General features: G+C 36.0%; 13 protein-coding genes and 1 other RNA gene. 3 read left to right on the forward strand and 11 right to left on the reverse strand.

The genetic code is table 11. The features are described from left to right. Positions 1-4: 4 nt before the first annotated feature. Complete coding sequence (gene licT, locus JL53_RS13045) at positions 5-859, reverse strand: BglG family transcription antiterminator LicT (RefSeq protein WP_003720742.1); 855 nt, start codon at positions 857-859, stop codon at positions 5-7. A gap of 267 nt (positions 860-1,126) precedes the next feature. On the opposite strand from licT, the gene JL53_RS13050 reads away from it, so the two are divergent. After that, positions 1,127-1,537 carry a VOC family protein gene (locus JL53_RS13050; RefSeq protein ID WP_003720743.1) on the forward strand — a complete coding sequence of 137 codons (411 nt, stop codon included), beginning with the start codon at positions 1,127-1,129 and terminating at the stop codon, positions 1,535-1,537. Between the two features lie 24 nt (positions 1,538-1,561). Here JL53_RS13050 and JL53_RS13055 read toward each other — a convergent pair whose 3' ends face one another. Beyond that, positions 1,562-2,071 carry a ClbS/DfsB family four-helix bundle protein gene (locus JL53_RS13055; RefSeq protein ID WP_038407832.1) on the reverse strand — a complete coding sequence of 170 codons (510 nt, stop codon included), beginning with the start codon at positions 2,069-2,071 and terminating at the stop codon, positions 1,562-1,564. A gap of 122 nt (positions 2,072-2,193) precedes the next feature. Here JL53_RS13055 and JL53_RS13060 point away from each other — a divergent pair, with 122 nt between their 5' ends. Beyond that, positions 2,194-2,535, forward strand: coding sequence for a YxeA family protein (locus JL53_RS13060; RefSeq protein WP_003720745.1), 342 nt, complete (start codon positions 2,194-2,196; stop codon positions 2,533-2,535). A gap of 30 nt (positions 2,536-2,565) precedes the next feature. Here the strand turns inward: JL53_RS13060 and JL53_RS13065 are convergent, their stop codons facing one another. The 8 genes from JL53_RS13065 to JL53_RS13095 form a co-directional block, all read right to left on the reverse strand. Beyond that, complete coding sequence (locus JL53_RS13065) at positions 2,566-2,949, reverse strand: GyrI-like domain-containing protein (RefSeq protein ID WP_003720746.1); 384 nt, start codon at positions 2,947-2,949, stop codon at positions 2,566-2,568. A 53-nt stretch (positions 2,950-3,002) separates the two neighbouring features. Continuing rightward, complete coding sequence (locus JL53_RS13070) at positions 3,003-3,899, reverse strand: helix-turn-helix transcriptional regulator (RefSeq protein ID WP_003720747.1); 897 nt, start codon at positions 3,897-3,899, stop codon at positions 3,003-3,005. A gap of 44 nt (positions 3,900-3,943) precedes the next feature. After that, positions 3,944-4,513: a YdcF family protein gene (locus JL53_RS13075; protein ID WP_003720748.1), complete on the reverse strand. Its 570-nt coding sequence runs from the start codon at positions 4,511-4,513 to the stop codon at positions 3,944-3,946. 408 nt (positions 4,514-4,921) lie between these two features. Further along, positions 4,922-5,830, reverse strand: a complete 909-nt coding sequence (locus JL53_RS13080; protein WP_038407833.1) for an Abi family protein — start codon at positions 5,828-5,830, stop codon at positions 4,922-4,924. A gap of 116 nt (positions 5,831-5,946) precedes the next feature. After that, positions 5,947-6,316, reverse strand: a transfer-messenger RNA (tmRNA) gene (gene ssrA, locus JL53_RS15415). Positions 6,317-6,836: 520 nt separating this feature from the next. Beyond that, positions 6,837-10,769, reverse strand: coding sequence for a TIM-barrel domain-containing protein (locus JL53_RS13085; RefSeq protein ID WP_038407834.1), 3,933 nt, complete (start codon positions 10,767-10,769; stop codon positions 6,837-6,839). 15 nt (positions 10,770-10,784) lie between these two features. Next, on the reverse strand, positions 10,785-11,729 hold the full coding sequence (locus tag JL53_RS13090; RefSeq protein ID WP_038407835.1) for an internalin N-terminal domain-containing protein: 945 nt from the start codon (positions 11,727-11,729) through the stop codon (positions 10,785-10,787). 58 nt (positions 11,730-11,787) lie between these two features. Beyond that, positions 11,788-15,063 (reverse strand): TIM-barrel domain-containing protein, encoded by a 3,276-nt coding sequence (locus JL53_RS13095; protein WP_038407836.1) that lies wholly within the window; start codon positions 15,061-15,063, stop codon positions 11,788-11,790. Between the two features lie 378 nt (positions 15,064-15,441). Here JL53_RS13095 and JL53_RS13100 point away from each other — a divergent pair, with 378 nt between their 5' ends. Then, complete coding sequence (locus JL53_RS13100; protein WP_038407837.1) at positions 15,442-16,353, forward strand: helix-turn-helix domain-containing protein; 912 nt, start codon at positions 15,442-15,444, stop codon at positions 16,351-16,353. Positions 16,354-16,408: 55 nt separating this feature from the next. Here the strand turns inward: JL53_RS13100 and smpB are convergent, their stop codons facing one another. Continuing rightward, positions 16,409-16,873 (reverse strand): SsrA-binding protein SmpB, encoded by a 465-nt coding sequence (gene smpB / locus JL53_RS13105; RefSeq protein ID WP_003723350.1) that lies wholly within the window; start codon positions 16,871-16,873, stop codon positions 16,409-16,411. Positions 16,874-16,886: the final 13 nt, after the last annotated feature.

Here is a 16,886-nt window from a genome sequence, read left to right on the forward strand (position 1 = left end):
AAATTTAATCTTCTTTTACAAACGTATTTCGTTCTGTTACACGAAAAATATGAATAGTGAGGTAGACTCGTTCATCTCTTGTTAATTCTGTATGGTGGGTATTAATCAAGTACGCGTCAATTTTCTTCGTACAATCAAATGCTTCGGGATACTTAATTTGCACTTGTTCATACAAAAAGTCGTCTCCTGAATCAACAATTTCTTTCCGAAGCAATCTTTGTGCAAAATACTGTAAATGTGTGATAAATCGAGTGTAATTAAGTGAAGTTTCATCCAAGACCATCCCATAATGATAAGTTACGATACTTAGAATGTCTTGAACGATTTGTGTCATTGCTACTGTCATATGCATTTGTTGCCCATCTTGCCTAGCATTGACGATGTGGAGTGCAATAAAGCCTGCCTCATCCTCATCTAGCTTAATTCCTACTTCTTCTTCAATAAACTCCAGCGCCTTCATACCAATCAAGTACTCTGCGTGGTAAAACCGTTTTATTTCCCATAAAAGTGCATTTTTCAAATTAATACCTTGATTATAGCGAGATACAGCAAAATTAATATGATCTGTTAAAGTTAAATAAATATTATCACTTAAATCTGTTTCGAGTGTTTCTTGCGCGTACTGAACAACATCATCCGCCACACGCAGATGCTTCAACGGGATTTCACTAAGTAGCTCTGATAACTTCTCTGATAGTTCGTGTGTTTCCATAATAAATGTTTTTTCAATCTTGGACGCGTCCACTTCATCTCCAAGTTTCTTTTGAAAAGCAAGGCCACGTCCCATAACTACAGACTCCTTACCACTTTTACCCTCGGCGATTACAACATTGTTATTCAGAATTTTTTTGATAATCATGCATCTTCACCTCTCTCAAAAGAAAAAACCCAAACTAATTCCAATGCTATAGAAATCAAAATAGCACTTGAATTAGTTCAGGTTTTGCCTGCCTTGGCAGTAACAATCCTATACATTTCTCTAACATTATAGTACAAAAAGAAACCGATTACAAGTAGTTTTTTTGATATTCAATTTAGCCCTATTTCTTATCTTCCCTACTTTACTACAACTTATTCATTGACATGTGATTTGCGGCATGCTATTTTTGGCTGGAGGTGATAAATTATGGTAACACGCTCGGAACAAATTTTTGTTAACTTGCCTGTAAAAGATTTACAAGCATCTATTGCTTTTTTCACGAAGCTTGGTTATGAATTCAATCCCAAATTCACTGACGAAAACGCTACTCAAATGATTATTGGGAAAAACATTTTCGCCATGCTCTTGAAAGAAGATTTCTTCCAGACCTTCCATAAAAACGAACTCGCAGATACAACCAAAGTACGCGAAGTCCTCATTACGATATCACTTGAAAGCCGAGAAGCTGTTGATGAATTAGTAGATTTAGCTCTAAGCATCGGCGCAGAGACAGCAGCTGAACCTCAAGAATATGAATATATGTATAGTAGAAGTTTCCTCGATTTAGATAAGCATCTATGGGAAATACTTTATTTCAATGAAGATGCGTTTGAATAAATAAAAAGTAGCTGCTGGAATCTATCAAATTCCAGCAGCTTTTTTAAATTTCTTGATTTTTTTAATGACCCAATCATAATGACTAGATGTACTAGAAATAAAATAAGATCCTAGTGACGTAGTATTGGTCCATTTAAAATATTTTTTTGTAAATAATTCTTCATTTGAATGTCCTTCTATCATCTGCATCTCTTTCTGATGTGTCTCATCAAGCAATTCTCTAGCTTCTCTTAAACTAGTACCTTGATATTTCTTCCAAATTGCAGCATTTAATTCTGGTGTCATTTTCCACGTATAACCTTCTGCTGGAATAACTGGCTTTCCACCTGACATTCCAATTCTATACCACTCTAACATCATCCTATGCCATTCATGCAAATGCACGACCACATCACGAATGTTCTTATCTCGATCCTCAAACGGAAATGGTTCCATCTGTTTTTCAGCAGGAATAGTATCAATCAAAGTGTTGAGTTTTTGATAATTTTCTGCACCTAATTTCATTAATTCTGTTTTATTTGTCGGCCTCGCCATAATAATCTTACTCCTTCCTAACAATTATGTAAGTTTTATTACTTATTTTGTTGCCTTATAAGCGGGATTTCCAAAGAATTTACCTATAAAATAAACATAAGAACTAAGAAAAGGATGATTAAATGAAGAAAATATTTGTAGGTATTATTAGTCTATTAATTCTTGGAGGTGTAGGTTTAGGTGTATTCTACTATTGCTATGATAAGACAGCAGTAGCAGAACAGTATTACGTTAAAATCACCAAAGACGGTGAAAATACCGGCGATAGAGGCTTTGCTTATTCTTACGTACTTTCAGGTTACAATAAAGATGGAGAAGAAGAAAAAATGAGTTTCAAAGCGGATAAAAACTTACGCAAAGGAGCTTACTTAAGACTTTACTATAAAAATTTCAAAGGCGTCACGACATTTGAAGAAGTAACTCCCGAGCAAGTCCCAAACAAAGCTGCTGAAAAACTTAATTAGTAACAAGCCCCTCGGTTTTCCGCGGGGTTTTTAAATAGAAATATACACTTCTATTTTGCCATCTGTATGATACCATTCGAAATCCGTATTATAAGCTCGATTAAGTTCACTATTTCGCTTCCAAATTTCATTCCACGCTTGTTCCACCCCTTTTGGATTGGTTGTATCTACTTTAAAAACAAGATACTCTCCTGCTTCAATATTAGCTGTCATTTCTTGTTTCCAATTGGTTGTTCCAACGAGTAAATCATAATCCCCCATGTAATCACTTGCATAGTTACTATAGACTGCAAAAATATCTCCAGTTGGTTTTTCTACCATTACTTCACCCCAAAGTCTCGCAATTGGGCTAAAATCATCATTGTTTGTTCGTATTTGTTTTCCGTAAATCACTTTATTTTCTTGTAGATTCACTATTTACCACCTCTTTAAATACATTATAGCGAATAAAACCTGACAACTATCTGTCAACAATTCAAATGAAAATAAAGTTTTTCCACTTCTCTTTTAAACTGCACTTTTAATGACTCTGGCTCAACAATTTTCACAGAACTAGTAAACATTAATATAAAAGGAATGATATTTTTACTGCCGTCATAATCGAACGTGACCCGAACATATTCGTTATGAATATCCATTTCTTCTAATAGAAAATAATCAAGCAATTTGCCAAGTTGATTTTTTGGGAAGTCCAGAGTGATTTTATTTGTTTTATGTACAATTTCTTCTATTTTATTTAAAACAACTATTTCTTTATCCAGCTGGTTTAAGGTAAGTATTCTCGTTAATTTAAAATTACGAGTTGCCTTCCGCTTGTGACAATATGCTTCTAAGTACCAACTTCCATCCATTAAATTTAATTTCTGAGGGGAAATTTGCCTCTTTGTTTCTGTTCCATCCATGGCAACATAGTTTATTTCTAATTGTTTGTTTGCTGAAAATGCTTTTTGAATATGCGCCATTTTGCGTTTCACTTCGGTTTCAATTTGCTGTCTATGTTGTGTAGCTGAGTCGAAATAAATATGATTTGTTGTTGACTTTTCCGTTTGTAATAACGTGATTTTTTCCCGTAGTAGCTCTTGGTTTTCATTTAATACAAATCCAGACCTTGCTTGAAGTGCTTCGAGTAGAATTTGTTTTTCTGTTTCCGAAAAGGTAAATGTCGACAGTTTATACGAATCAAGCATAGTAAAACCACCATTTTTACCTGGTAGTGCAACGACTGGGAATCCTGCGTAAAGAAGCGTATCCATGTCACGATAAATAGTTCGTGTACTAACTTCAAATTTTTCTGCCAATTCACTTGCAAGCACTTTTCGTTCTAATATTAATACTAATATAGCTAAAATCCGCTCCAATTTCACCCGCAAGACCTCCAACACTTTTAGTATTATTATAACATGTATTTTTACCAATCAAAAACCCATGCATAGGTTATCGACATTACTTCTCGCATCATCCCTTTATATTTTGCGATTGTCTTTGATTTTGCCGGAAGTCCTGTTGCATCAATGTTTTGACGTTTCGCAAGCATCAGCGCCCGATACATATGATAATCACTTGTAACAATCACTGTTTTCTCAAGCTGAAATTTTTCTTTACTATTGCTAATATTTTCTTCCGTTCTTTTGGATTTAGTTTCCGTATCAATCCGTGCTCTTCGAATACCTTCATTAACTAAATATTCTTCCATAACTGATGCTTCTGTCTCGCTCTCATCTGTGCCCTGACCACCACTAACAATCACTCTAGCTTTTGGATGCTCATTTAAGTAATCTACAGCCGCATCGAGTCTCTCCTGTAAGACATGGGATGGTTGAGCCGGTTCGCCGATTACTTTTGCTCCTAGAATAAGAACCGTCTTGGCATTATCACTTGGTTTCGTCTGAGTTCCACTAAACATACATATTGCAACAATGAACAGATATAGCAGACTAATCACAATGAAAACAATGAAAATTTTTCTAAGTTGTGTCATTTTATTCCTCCCTTAACTTCTTTCTAGTAAGTTTAACAAATACTTTTAAATAAAAGAGAAAGAAATAATCAAGTTATAGGAAATTCATCTTATTATAAAAATTCTCAAAATAAATACCCCAATAATTAACTGAGGTTTATCATTGATGCTATTTAAAACATATATTAACTAGCTTTAATAAAAAAGGTTATGCATTGTGCAACAGTTTTATTAAACCATTACAGAATACATAACCTTTTTTATCTAGGTCAAAAGTGGAGATGTTCAACTTTTAATTTTTAAAAATTAAATTACACTATAAAAGGATGCTTACAGTAAGCATCCTTTTAGTACTGATAAACATTAAAACTGCGTACAGTTAGAATGCCAAGGTTTTAATCCTTGTTCCTTGTCTAAATACTATCAATACTAATATACTTTGTCAACTAATAAACGCAACGCTGAAAAAAATCTTTTAATATCATAGTTTTGTTTATAGAAGTTTTTGTTTTTGTCACATCTATTAACAAACTCTCTCAAAACTTCTCTTTTGTTATTTTGTATTCCCATACTACAGTATTTTTTATGCAAGAGAAAAACAGCAAATATGTCATGTATTCTTTTAACTCTAAGCTGATTATCGCTAAGATAGGAGTTATTTGCTTTTAAAAACATGTTATTAGTCTTTCCTTGTTTTATGTCTAAAATCAATGGACTACTATGCGCTGCTTTGTTTCTTATATTTTTTGCGAATTTTAAAAGTTCATTTGCCATTTTAAAATCTTCTTTATTGAAAAAAACATTAGCATAATAGTGCTCAGTGAACATTGTGAAACCACCATAGCTCATTAGCTCCAATGCCACCCATACAGGTGTTTCTTCGTAGTATTTTGTATATATTCTCGTATATGTTTGGACTCCTTCCTGATTAAAAAACATTTCCTTTTCAAAAAGACGCCTCTTTCTGTTGCTATCGGCTTTAAAAAATGAGTTTACTATACCATATCCATCCTCTGTTCTATCCAAAGTAATATTTTTTAATATTTTAGTTTTAATAGAATGCTCAATATCCAGACACATTTGTAACAATATATATCTTAATCTCATATCCAATATGGCTAAATCAGATAAATATGCAAACTCTAAGTCCTTATATCTACCATTCTCATCTTGATCATAGTTTTTCCTATAGGAACCGAGTTTATAATAATAATTATTTTCCATCAAAATTTCCTTTGCTTCAGTTTCATTAATTATTTGAAATTTTATATTTTTCGCACGCATCTTTTCAATAAGTTCTTCATAAGTAAGCAATCTCTTTTTTTGTTTGTATTTCACTTATGCATCATCCCTTTTATATTGTGATAAAGATATTATAACACAAAACAAAAAAGTGCCACAAACGCCTCAACAAAGCATTTTAAAGCACTTTTCATCTTTTTTCATTCTTCTAAAAGTGGAGATGGTGGGAGTCGAACCCACGTCCAGAAATATCGGCACTTAAATATCTACGAGCGTAGTCACCGTATTAGTATTTCGCATAAACCTCAGCCCGGCAACAGGCTTCCATTCAGCTAGTCTGATTAAGCTCTTCTAACTAACCCCAGACGGAGATTATTTAGTGTAGCCCACTTAAAGTGAGACCCTTACCGTAGCACATGGGCGATGCACGGAGGATCAGCTATGCTACTGCTTATTAGGCAGCGAAAGCTAGGTTTTGTTTTTCTTTGCCAGTTATTATTGGCTTTGACGTTAATAACGAGGACGATCCCCCCGACTCGCAACTCAAGCTCGAACTATCCCTGTCGAATCCGTAACATCCCCAGGAAACAAGTCTAACAGCTATCATTATACAGGAAAAAACAAGGCTTTACAAATAGAAAAAATTTGCGCTATAGCACAAATTTTATTTTAATTCATGGTTATTGGAACGCTATATTCAAGAGTTTCTACTCCTGCAACCTAAGAGTATCGTACCGTTAAATCTAATAATCACCTATTGCTAATGTAGTAGTTGGAGCAACAATTTGTTTTGTTGTTTTATCATAATCTACTGCTAATTAATTATAAAAAGGTAGTGTAATAGTGCCATCCGTATCAAATACTACTGTTTGAATTAGGTATTCTTCCTAGATCTAAAATCAATTGCTATTAATTCTGGATAATTTCGATAGTTCGGAACAGTATACTAGCAATTTCATATACCGCTTGCGCTAGCATCCATTGTTTTAAAAGAAACCATACCTACAATGATGACACTCATAATTAAACAAACCTTCAAGAATTCTCCATGTCAGTCTCCTTAAAAAACTAAGCGGGATGATTACACCCCGCCTAACTTTCATTATTTTGTTCCAGACATAACTCGAACATTATCAATATGAATACTTGTTCCACCTGGTGAATCCATTTGGAAACTAGTGTTGATATTACCAGTTGTAACTTTGACATCTTTAATTGTTACGTAATGCCAAACATTATCTGCTACTAAATCAATTGTTTGACCTTCGCCACTGTCATAATTATTTACTGTCATTTGGGCTTTTGCCGCGCCATCTTCACTTACTTTAACCCAAGCTTCGACATCATATGTGGCATTATTCGCTGGTACAGAAATTTGTTGAGCTAGCGTTTGTTTATATGCGCCAGGGAGATAGAAGTATGCACTTTGGCTACCGAATGCTGGTGATTCTGGAGGATTAACGCCTGAACCACTATCTATACCATAAGCATTATCTTGACCATCTGGATGTGATTCTACCCAATTGGTTGTTCCACTCGGATTTCGTTCAAAACCAACATTATCTAATAAATTCACTTCTGATTGGACTGGTGACTCTACTGGATCAGCCGAAACGAGAATTCGGTCCATATTAATAGCCCCTGTTGTTTCGCCGTCCATCAAAAAAGTGATTTTATTTATTCCGGCTTTCAGATCTACTGCTTTTTCTGTATCTGACCAAATATTCCAGTTTTCGCCTTCTGAAGGGAAAGTAACCCGAGAATTATATTCACCATTCGTGTACAAATCAAGTGTCTGTGGTATACCTGTCCCATTGGCAGTACGCGTATTTAATACATACTCGCCATCTGCCGGCACATCTACTTCAAACTTAATTTCATCTCCAGTTGTACCAAAACTACCAACAAATCCCGCACCGCTATAGAACCAGTGATCCGATGCTACTGCAAGTGTTCCTGCAAGATCTGCTTCTTCTGCTTCGACTTTCGCAATAGTTGGCGTGAAACCAATATTTACTTTATCAAGTTGTACTTGGTCAGCTTTGTCATCCGCATCGGTTACCACTTTATAAGTAATGCTATTTTTACCTGCTGAAAGTGGTAATGCTTCTGATGCAACAACTGAATCTGCTGCTGGTTTTAGCATTGTTTGTTTCACGTATTCGCCGTTAACAAAAATACTTAATGATTGATTATCACTGGAAGTATTTTTATAAGTTAGATCCACATTGTAATCGCCAGCATCTTTTACATTTGCATAAACAGTTGTTCCAGCGCCATCTGTATCATAGCCATCTACATATGTTTTTTCAGAAACTGGTTTGTCAGCTACAGTACTTGCAAAATTGGAACCATTTTCCATTTCGTACGTTCCAGTTTGTACGACGCTTCCAGATCCATTAGCTGTAATCACTGTTTCCGCATCTGCTTGAGCCGGTACTTTTACATAAGTTACCGCTCCGTAAATATCGCTAGAAACAGCATAACCGCCTCCATCCGCATTTTCTAGTGAAGATAAATCATCATAAAGCTTGCTATCTGCTCCATTAACTTGAACACTTTCGGCTGCATTACCATGAAGTTTAACGATATAATTTTCTGTATCCGCTTGATAACTTCCTTCTTTTGCTCCAACAGTGAATGTCGTGCTATCAGCTGTTTTAGAAGTAGTCATTTTTTGTTTTAAATAGGTTTCTTTTTCATAATCAAAAGATTTTCCGTCATCGTCATAATGTGTAAACGTTGTATTATCTTCCGAGGCAAAAGTGTCTAAATAAACTGTTTTGACTGCTGATTCACCAACATAGTTTTGTGGTTGTTGCATCGGCATAATTGCACCCTGTTTAACGAACATTGGTACATCTGTCCAGTCTTCATCATTTACTTCATAATTGATTGTTTGATTTCCTTCATAAACATCTCCACGGTTATAGTCAATCCAAGTCCCTGCTGGTAAATAAATATCACGAGAACCTGCTCCTTCTTCTAATACAGGCGCTGCAAGAATCCCATCACCAAACATCCACTCATCCGTCAAATCTACTACATTTTCATCAGTTGGGTTGTCGAAAGTTAATGGTTGAACTAGACCAACACCAGATTCATAGGCTTGTCTTTCATATGCATACATATAAGGAATCATTGAATAACGCCAATTCATACTACTTTTCACTACTTCTTCTGCTGTTCCACCATAAAACCAAGGTTGGCGTTGTTGATTGTCATTTCCATGTGTACGGAAAACTGGTACAAGGGAACTAAATTCCATCCAACGGCTATATAGTTCAGGATCTGGATTTAAGACCTGCCCAGAATTAGCATTAAAGCCACCTGTATCCATGCCCCATTTCGTTTGTCCTAAATTAATTGTCGAAAGCATCGTACTTGGCTGTTCTTGCATCCCATTTGCCCAATCGATTACTTCGCCTTTTTTCCATTGAACTCCGATATCTCCGGACCAAATAGAAGTTGAATAACGTTGCGCTCCTGGATAATATGTTCTACCAGTTTGCCAGACACGTTCATTTGTATATTCCCGTTGCCCTTCATACATTGCTTCAGAAGTAAAACCCGTTGTGAAATTCCCGAACCAATAATCTGCCCCATTAGAAGATACTTTGTCCGTTTCATCATTCCACCAACCAACAATTCCTTTATCTAGTGCATCTTCGGAATGAGACCACCACCAATTGCGTTCGTCTGGATTATACGGATCAATACTTCTAACCATTACCGGGAAAGCATAGTCTTCATAAGCTGCTTGGCCTGGATACCAGTAACCCTTTGCTTCTGCATCTTTGCCTTGTTGCGTCTCGGTGCCATCTTCTAAATTAGTTACAACTCGGGGCTTCGTAATACCAATCATTTTGACACCAAGCGCATCCATATCCGTTTTTAAAGTTGTATCTGCTGAAGATGGGAAATTATCCGTATTCCAAGCAAACTCACCATAATCTCCACCATGGACTGGATCTCCGTAAAACTTCCAATCATAATCAAACGCAAATGAATCAATCGGAATTCCTTTTGCTCGATAAGTATCGATATTTTTTCTGAATTCCGCTTCATTTGTTCCCCACTCAAAGTTAGAAAAACCAAGTGACCATTTCGGCATCATTGGTGCGTGTCCTGTAACATCGGCGTAAGAAGACATAATTGCTTCGGGTTTGCCAGACATCAAGTACATTTCGACATTTTCTTTCACATAACGGCGTCCTTCAACCACTGTATCGCCATAATAAAACTCTAATTTTTCTTCATCTGAAACCGAATATGGATAACCACCATCACTATCTACTAAAAGACCATAGCCAGCCGTTGACCACATGAACGGTCCACCAGCATTCCCTTGCTGACCAGCTTGAGCAGTTTTCCCGCTATTTAAAGCTGTATCATCGCGCTCCATACCTAGGTCTCCATCACTAAAACTAATTCCGTAAGCACCATATACATGGTCACTCGCACCACGTTTAAATCTTACACCTCCATCAAAAATCCCACCATCAGCTGACTCAGATAATAAAGTTTTTCCGTCCTTATCTTTAAATGTCATTCGTGCTGGATTTTTGGCGATTTCGAGTGTACATTCATCGGTTGTGATTTTTATTGGGTCGGATTCTAAATCAATTGTTGCACCAATTGCTGTAAAAGTAGCATCTGGGTCAATCATTGGTGTCGACTCACTATTTTCTACATTTCTTGGACGTAAATTCACTTTTAATAAGTTATTTGCTAGTGGAGAAATCTCCAAATAATCATCTTGGTCTTCATCTCCATTATCTATTTTAAGTGTAATTACGTTATCTGTGACAGTTGCGTCAATGACATTCCCAAGACCTTCTTCTGCACTCAACTTCGCGTATTCATCCTTACTTAGTTGTTGCGCAGCTTCTGTTTTCGCAGTTTCTTTTGATTCTTTTTTCTTCGTTTCTTCTGCATTTACTTGTACTTCGAGCGGCTGAGTTATCCCCAAATTCAACCAAACAAGCGGAAGTACCGCCAAACTGACACAAACTTGCTTCATACCTTTTTTCATCATCTCGCCCCTTTTTTATTCTGTAATTGTTACAGGAAAATCATACCATCCAAGATATTCTCCATCGTTATATCCTAATGAAATCTCAAGCAAATGTTCTCCTGGTGCTAAAAATGCTGTATCTATCGTGTACATATACGATCCTTCATAAGTTGGATACTCAGGTTCATACAGGGTGCTGCCGTTATCCCTAATAATAATTATGTTCCTCGGACTTGCCGCAATAAAGTCTAATGCTTGGTATACAAATGGAATAAAAACGTCTAAATTCTCCCCTTGCTTAATGGTAGTTTTCGGATAAGTTGCTGTTTGCTCATCAAATGACCAGCTACTTAGTTGTTTTGATTGAAATATTTCTTCTGGAATAGAAATTAAATGATTTTGATAAAGAAGTAATGTGTCTAGGTTAGTTAAATTCATCCAAATATCTTTTTCAACAAAACCAGAAAGCCCCGCATCTTCCAAATTAACATCTATCAGGTTTTCCATTCCAAAAAAATGTGGAATGTTCAACCCAAATTTGTTCCCAGACATATCTACTGTCGTTAAATTAGGATAAACTTCATTCGGAAAAGAAGTAATATTCGCACTATTAGCTTGAATATTTTTTAAGGAAGGCAAACTTGCTGATAACGATGGCATTTCACCTATATTATTGCTCCAAATACCTAACTCTACCGCATTAGGAAAAACTTCATTATTTAGAACATTTAAATCCTCACCTGTTAAGTCTAATCCCGGCAAAGCAATTACAGTAATTGTATCCAAATCATCTTGGGTAATAATATCATTTACTGATTCCTTACCAAGTTCCTCTGCGAACACTTCTGCAATTGCTTCAACCGGAAAAGCTTCAATAATTGGAGCTGGAAGTGGCACCGTCTCAGCTTGTACTTTTGTCATCGGAGTAAAGATAACGCAACACATAGTTATCAATAACATTCCTATTATTTTTCTCATTCATGCTCCCCCTTTCAATTTGCCACCCTTTTTATCCACTAAAAAGGGTGGCATAACTTTATTTCTTAATAACTACATGGTCAAAGTTAATTCCTACCGTGTCATCTGCTTCAAAATCAAAGACAACTTGGTTATTTCCATCATGTAAAGTTACTGGTACTTCCACCGTTGCCCAAGTATCCCAATCTGCCGTTTTTGGCAAAGTGATTTTTTGTTTGGCACCATTCACATAAACAGTTCTTGTTGCATCTTCTACTCCAGCACTATAACGAACTTCCATTGTGTAATCTGAAGCGCCATCCACCGCATCGATATCAAACTCGACCGCTTCTTTTTCTTGGTCAAAGCTTGCTACAAATCCTGTGCCTGTATATCCAGCGTGGTCACTCGCAGTAGTTACATTTGTTAAATGACCAAATTCAGCCTCATATGGTGCATGATTTGTTCCATTCATTACAATGGTTTGAGCACTCGTTTTTGCTTCTGCTTTTACATAAGTTAGATTTTGTACAGAATCATAGTAATAGCCAGTTGTAGCTTCATTGAATGCATCAAGCGTTCCTGCTTTTGCTACTTCTGTTCCATCAAGCGTAACGCCTGTTGGTTCAGTGCTGAAAACTTGCATGGTTGTTTCATCTGCCATTGCTGGAAGATCTACGGTTACTTTTTCATTTGCAAAGTCTTCAGAAACACTAATGTCATGCATTTCTCCACCATTTACATCATCATAAAAGCTATATTCGCTTTCTCCTGATGGGTAAACACGGAAAGTTAGATTTTCATAAGCATTTAAATCATTTCCGACATTTTGGCCAAGTTGATAGCCATCTGTCATGTTCATCGGAATAATTGCACCTGCTTTTGCAAAGACAGGAAGTGTATCAACATCTGCATGGTAAGAAATTGTTTCACCACCTGGATGAATACCACCATTCCAAATATCAACCCATTCTCCTTCTGGTAAATAAACTTCTTTTTCAGTTTGACCTTCTTGTACAATTGGTGCTACTAATAAATCATTACCAAACATATACTGTTCATCCAAAACGTGGGTGTTCACATCATCCGGATAATCCATTGCCATTTGACGCATCATTGATTTACCATTGTCAGCAGTATCTTTTGCTGCCGTGTAAATGTATGGCAATAAATTCATTCTTGTATATAGATATTTTTGGAACGTTGGTAAAATTGTTTCGTCACCTGTTCTAGCTACTGCGTTCCAAGGTGAGCGTTCTTCACTTGGCGATGGATCTGATTTTTCCGAGTGGAACTGCATAATCGGTGCAAATGCTGCCATTGCTGTTGCCCGTTTATAAAGTTCGGATGTCGGATAATCTCCCGTAAATCCAGCCATATCCCAAGCCCAATAAGAAACACCTGATGTGGAAGCGCTAAGTCCTGCTTTTACAGATGATTGGAATGATTCAAAAGTAGAAGTTTGATCTCCTGACCAGTAAATTCCTGATTTTTGAGCTCCTGAAGTTCCAGAACGACTGAATGAAACTGCTTCCGGATTAATGCTTTTTGCAAAATCAAAATAGCTAGAAACATAATCACTTGGATAACGGTTTCTCATTTCTTGTCCATTTTCACCGTTAGAGAAAGTTGTATCGCGTCCCCAGACCATTTCTCCACCATCTGTTTTAAATCCGTCAATCCCCACATCTGTTAATAAGTATTCACGTTGCGACGTCCACCAATCTACTGCTTCTTTATTAGTGAAGTCTAGTAATATCCCATTTCCAAACCACTGAGACGCTGGAACACGATATGGTGCTCCTGTCCCGTCATCCGCACTGTACCCTTGGCTTATCATGTATTCTTCATCATTATCTCGTTGTTCGTAAACAGTGCCATCATCTTTTAGTACTGGCACTTGCCATAAAACGATATTCATCCCTGCATCATGAACACTATCCACCATTGTTTTTGGATCTGCCCATTTCCCGTTAAAAGTAAAATCATCATAGCCAAATGCTTCCCCATCTTTTTTAGCTGTGTAGGTTGCATCATTCCAGATATAGTACGTTTCTTCATCACTCCATTGCTCTAATACAAATCCAGTAGCTGGAATTTCGTTTTCTTCTGCATTAGCTAGTGCTGTACTAACATCTGAATCTCTGTCCCACTCATTTGCTGACATCCAAAGGCCAAAAGCCCATTTCGGTAGCAAAGTGGTTTTCCCAGTTATATCTGTATAGTTATTCACAATATCATTTTGATCTTTGCCGCTAATAACATAATAGTCTAGCATCGTCGTCATATCTCCATCATTGTCCAAAACAAAGCTGTACTTGTCTTCTACTTTAGAAGCCATTTGGAACTGTGAATGGAAATCCGAATTAACATACATACCATATTTATTAGCACTTACAAAGAATGGTACTGCTAAATAAGTTCTTTCTGTTTGAGCTTGATCTTGATATTCATTATAGACATAAGTTTCTACATCTTTTCCGCGTTGGTTAATTGTGTCATAACGTTCACCAAAACCATAAAACGCTTCATCACTTGGGGTTACAAAATTATTTTGATATTGGTTAATAACGTTTTTACCATCTGTTAACCAACCCAAACTATTTGCTGTTGTATACTCACTTGTAAGTAAAGTTCCATCTGCTTGATAAACTTCCATCCGATATGGTGATTTTTGGATCTCCACTCGTAAATCTTCAGTTGTAATCAATACTTCATCTGCACCATCTTCTACAGTGTAACCTGATTTACCAGCATGTCCTGTTTCCTTACCAGTTGGGGAAAGTTCCATCCGTAGCGTATCTAAATCTTCAAAAGATACATATAACTTCGGCGTGAAATTTCCTGCCGTAGCCGTCATATTCAATGTAATAGAATCGCCATTATCCACGACACTACTTACATTCTCTACATATTCCCAATCTGTTACATAAAAAGTAAAAGGACCACTTTCATAGGTTGCCCCGCCGTTAGCAGAACCTTTTGTTGTATAAGTAATTTCATCGCCTTTTTCAAATTTCCCTAAATCTGCTTTCCAGTAAGTATTATTACCACTATTATAATCATAGCTTGCTGTTACATTTTCTTGTGCAACTCCATTTTTAGTCCATTCCACCCAGACATTATCCCCGTCTTCTATTGGCCAAGTTGTGATATTTAGCGTGACATCTTCCCCAGCTTTTGGATCTCTTGGCGAACGTTCTGTCGGTTGAACAGAATATAAATCATCATCTCCGTATGGCGAGTGATATTCCCCATCCATCGCGAAAACATTCGTCCCAAATCCACTTAAACAACTAAAAATAAGTATTCCTAGAATAAATACCAAACTAATTTTTCTGAACTTTCGCTTCATCTCACTTTCCTCCCTTAATTCACCTTTTTCCTAAAAAAGCACTACTTTAGATGTAATATTTTTCAAAATTGTTAATTTTAGAATAGTTGTATTGTACATATAATCACATAGTGTTATAATTTTTCACAGATACACTACAAATATTCAAATTAACTTCCTCCTTACAAAAAACGCAATTATGCCAGACCATATTCATGGAAAAACAATAATTGCGCTCATCAGAAGAACTTGCATAGCTAACCTAGAATAACCAGTTAATACTTGTTACGAAAGTTAACATGTTTTCTCCCTCCTTTTTTTATCTATACAAAAATTCTATCCTAGAAACCCAACATAAAATTAAAATACATCAAATTTGAACAAAAGGAGTTGTGTTTTATGCAAAATGTCGGTGATACGTTGAAATTTATTCGGAAAAGTAAAAGTTTAACACAAAAAGAAGCTTGTTCTGAAGCACTAAGTCGTTCTAATTACCAAAAGATTGAGAATAATAAGATTATTCCCGGTATGGACCGCTTTATTCAAATCTTACTCAATTTTAATATGACATTAGAAGAATTTGAGTTCATTAAGCGTGATTTTACACCTTCTCCAAAAGAGAATATCCTTTATTTATACTCCAAGATCCTTACCTCTTCAGAAACAGATATTCTCAAAGATGTTATTTCCAAATGCAATGATTACTTAAAAGAACACCCGACTGATATCTTTATTTCAGATGTGAAAGCTTCTCTTGAAGGTGTTTTGCTTGCTGAAAAAGAACATAATTTCAAATTAGCTCGAGAAAAAGTAGCTTATATTTGGGAAAGACTAGCCAAATCAGATGAGTTATTTTGGAATGATATTATGATTTTAAGAAATATTTTCTTTATTTTTGAAAATGAAACAGCTCAACATATTGTCAACCGTCTAATTGTTCAACTTAAGAAATATCGCTATTTATACCCCACTCTTTCAATTGAAATTTCCCTTCACGTCAATCGAGCCACTTACTTAATTTTGGATGAAAAATATGAACTCGCTTTGCACTTTATTGAAAAGTCTATTAAAATCGCTAAGCAAAACCATTATTATCTTCACTTTTGTATGGCGATTGCTAAAAAAGGTATTGTTCTCTATAAGTTAGGTGAAAAAGCAACTGGTAAAGAATTTATGCAACGAGCACTTCGCGTTGCTAAGGTCCTTGAGGAAGAGCGGATCTTAAGTGGTATTAAAGATGAAATTAATTATTTCCTTCATGATGATATTGAAGAGCTTTCCTTAAATGAAGCAACTAAAATTAATATATAAAAATCCTAAATCTAGTTTCTTCAACGGTTTAAGTTGAATGACTAGATTTAGGCTTCTATTGTTGGCGTTCTTTGAAAGCACGCTCAATATCACGTTTTGCTTCTTTTTGTTTTAAATCTTGACGCTTATCGTATTTCTTTTTACCTCTAGCTACTCCAATTAAGACTTTTGCGTAGCCATCTTTAATATACATTTTTAGCGGAACAATCGAATAACCAGACTCTTTTGTTTCTCCAATTAAACGGCTAATTTGTTTTTTATGAAGTAGCAACTTGCGCGTTCGTAGTGGGTCGTGGTTGTAGCGGTTCCCTTGTTCGTATGGGCTAATGTGCATATTGTGTAAAAAAATTTCCCCTTTATCAATACGTGCATAGGAATCTTTTAAGTTTACCCGTGCATTTCTAACGGATTTAATTTCAGTACCTTGCAGGACAATGCCAGCCTCAAAAGTTTCTTCAATTGCGTAATCGTGGCGCGCTTTTTTATTTTGCGCGACTAGCTTACCATCACCTTTTGGCATAACTCCCCATCCT

It is taken from the genome of Listeria ivanovii subsp. londoniensis (assembly GCF_000763495.1).
Lineage (GTDB): Bacteria > Bacillota > Bacilli > Lactobacillales > Listeriaceae > Listeria > Listeria londoniensis.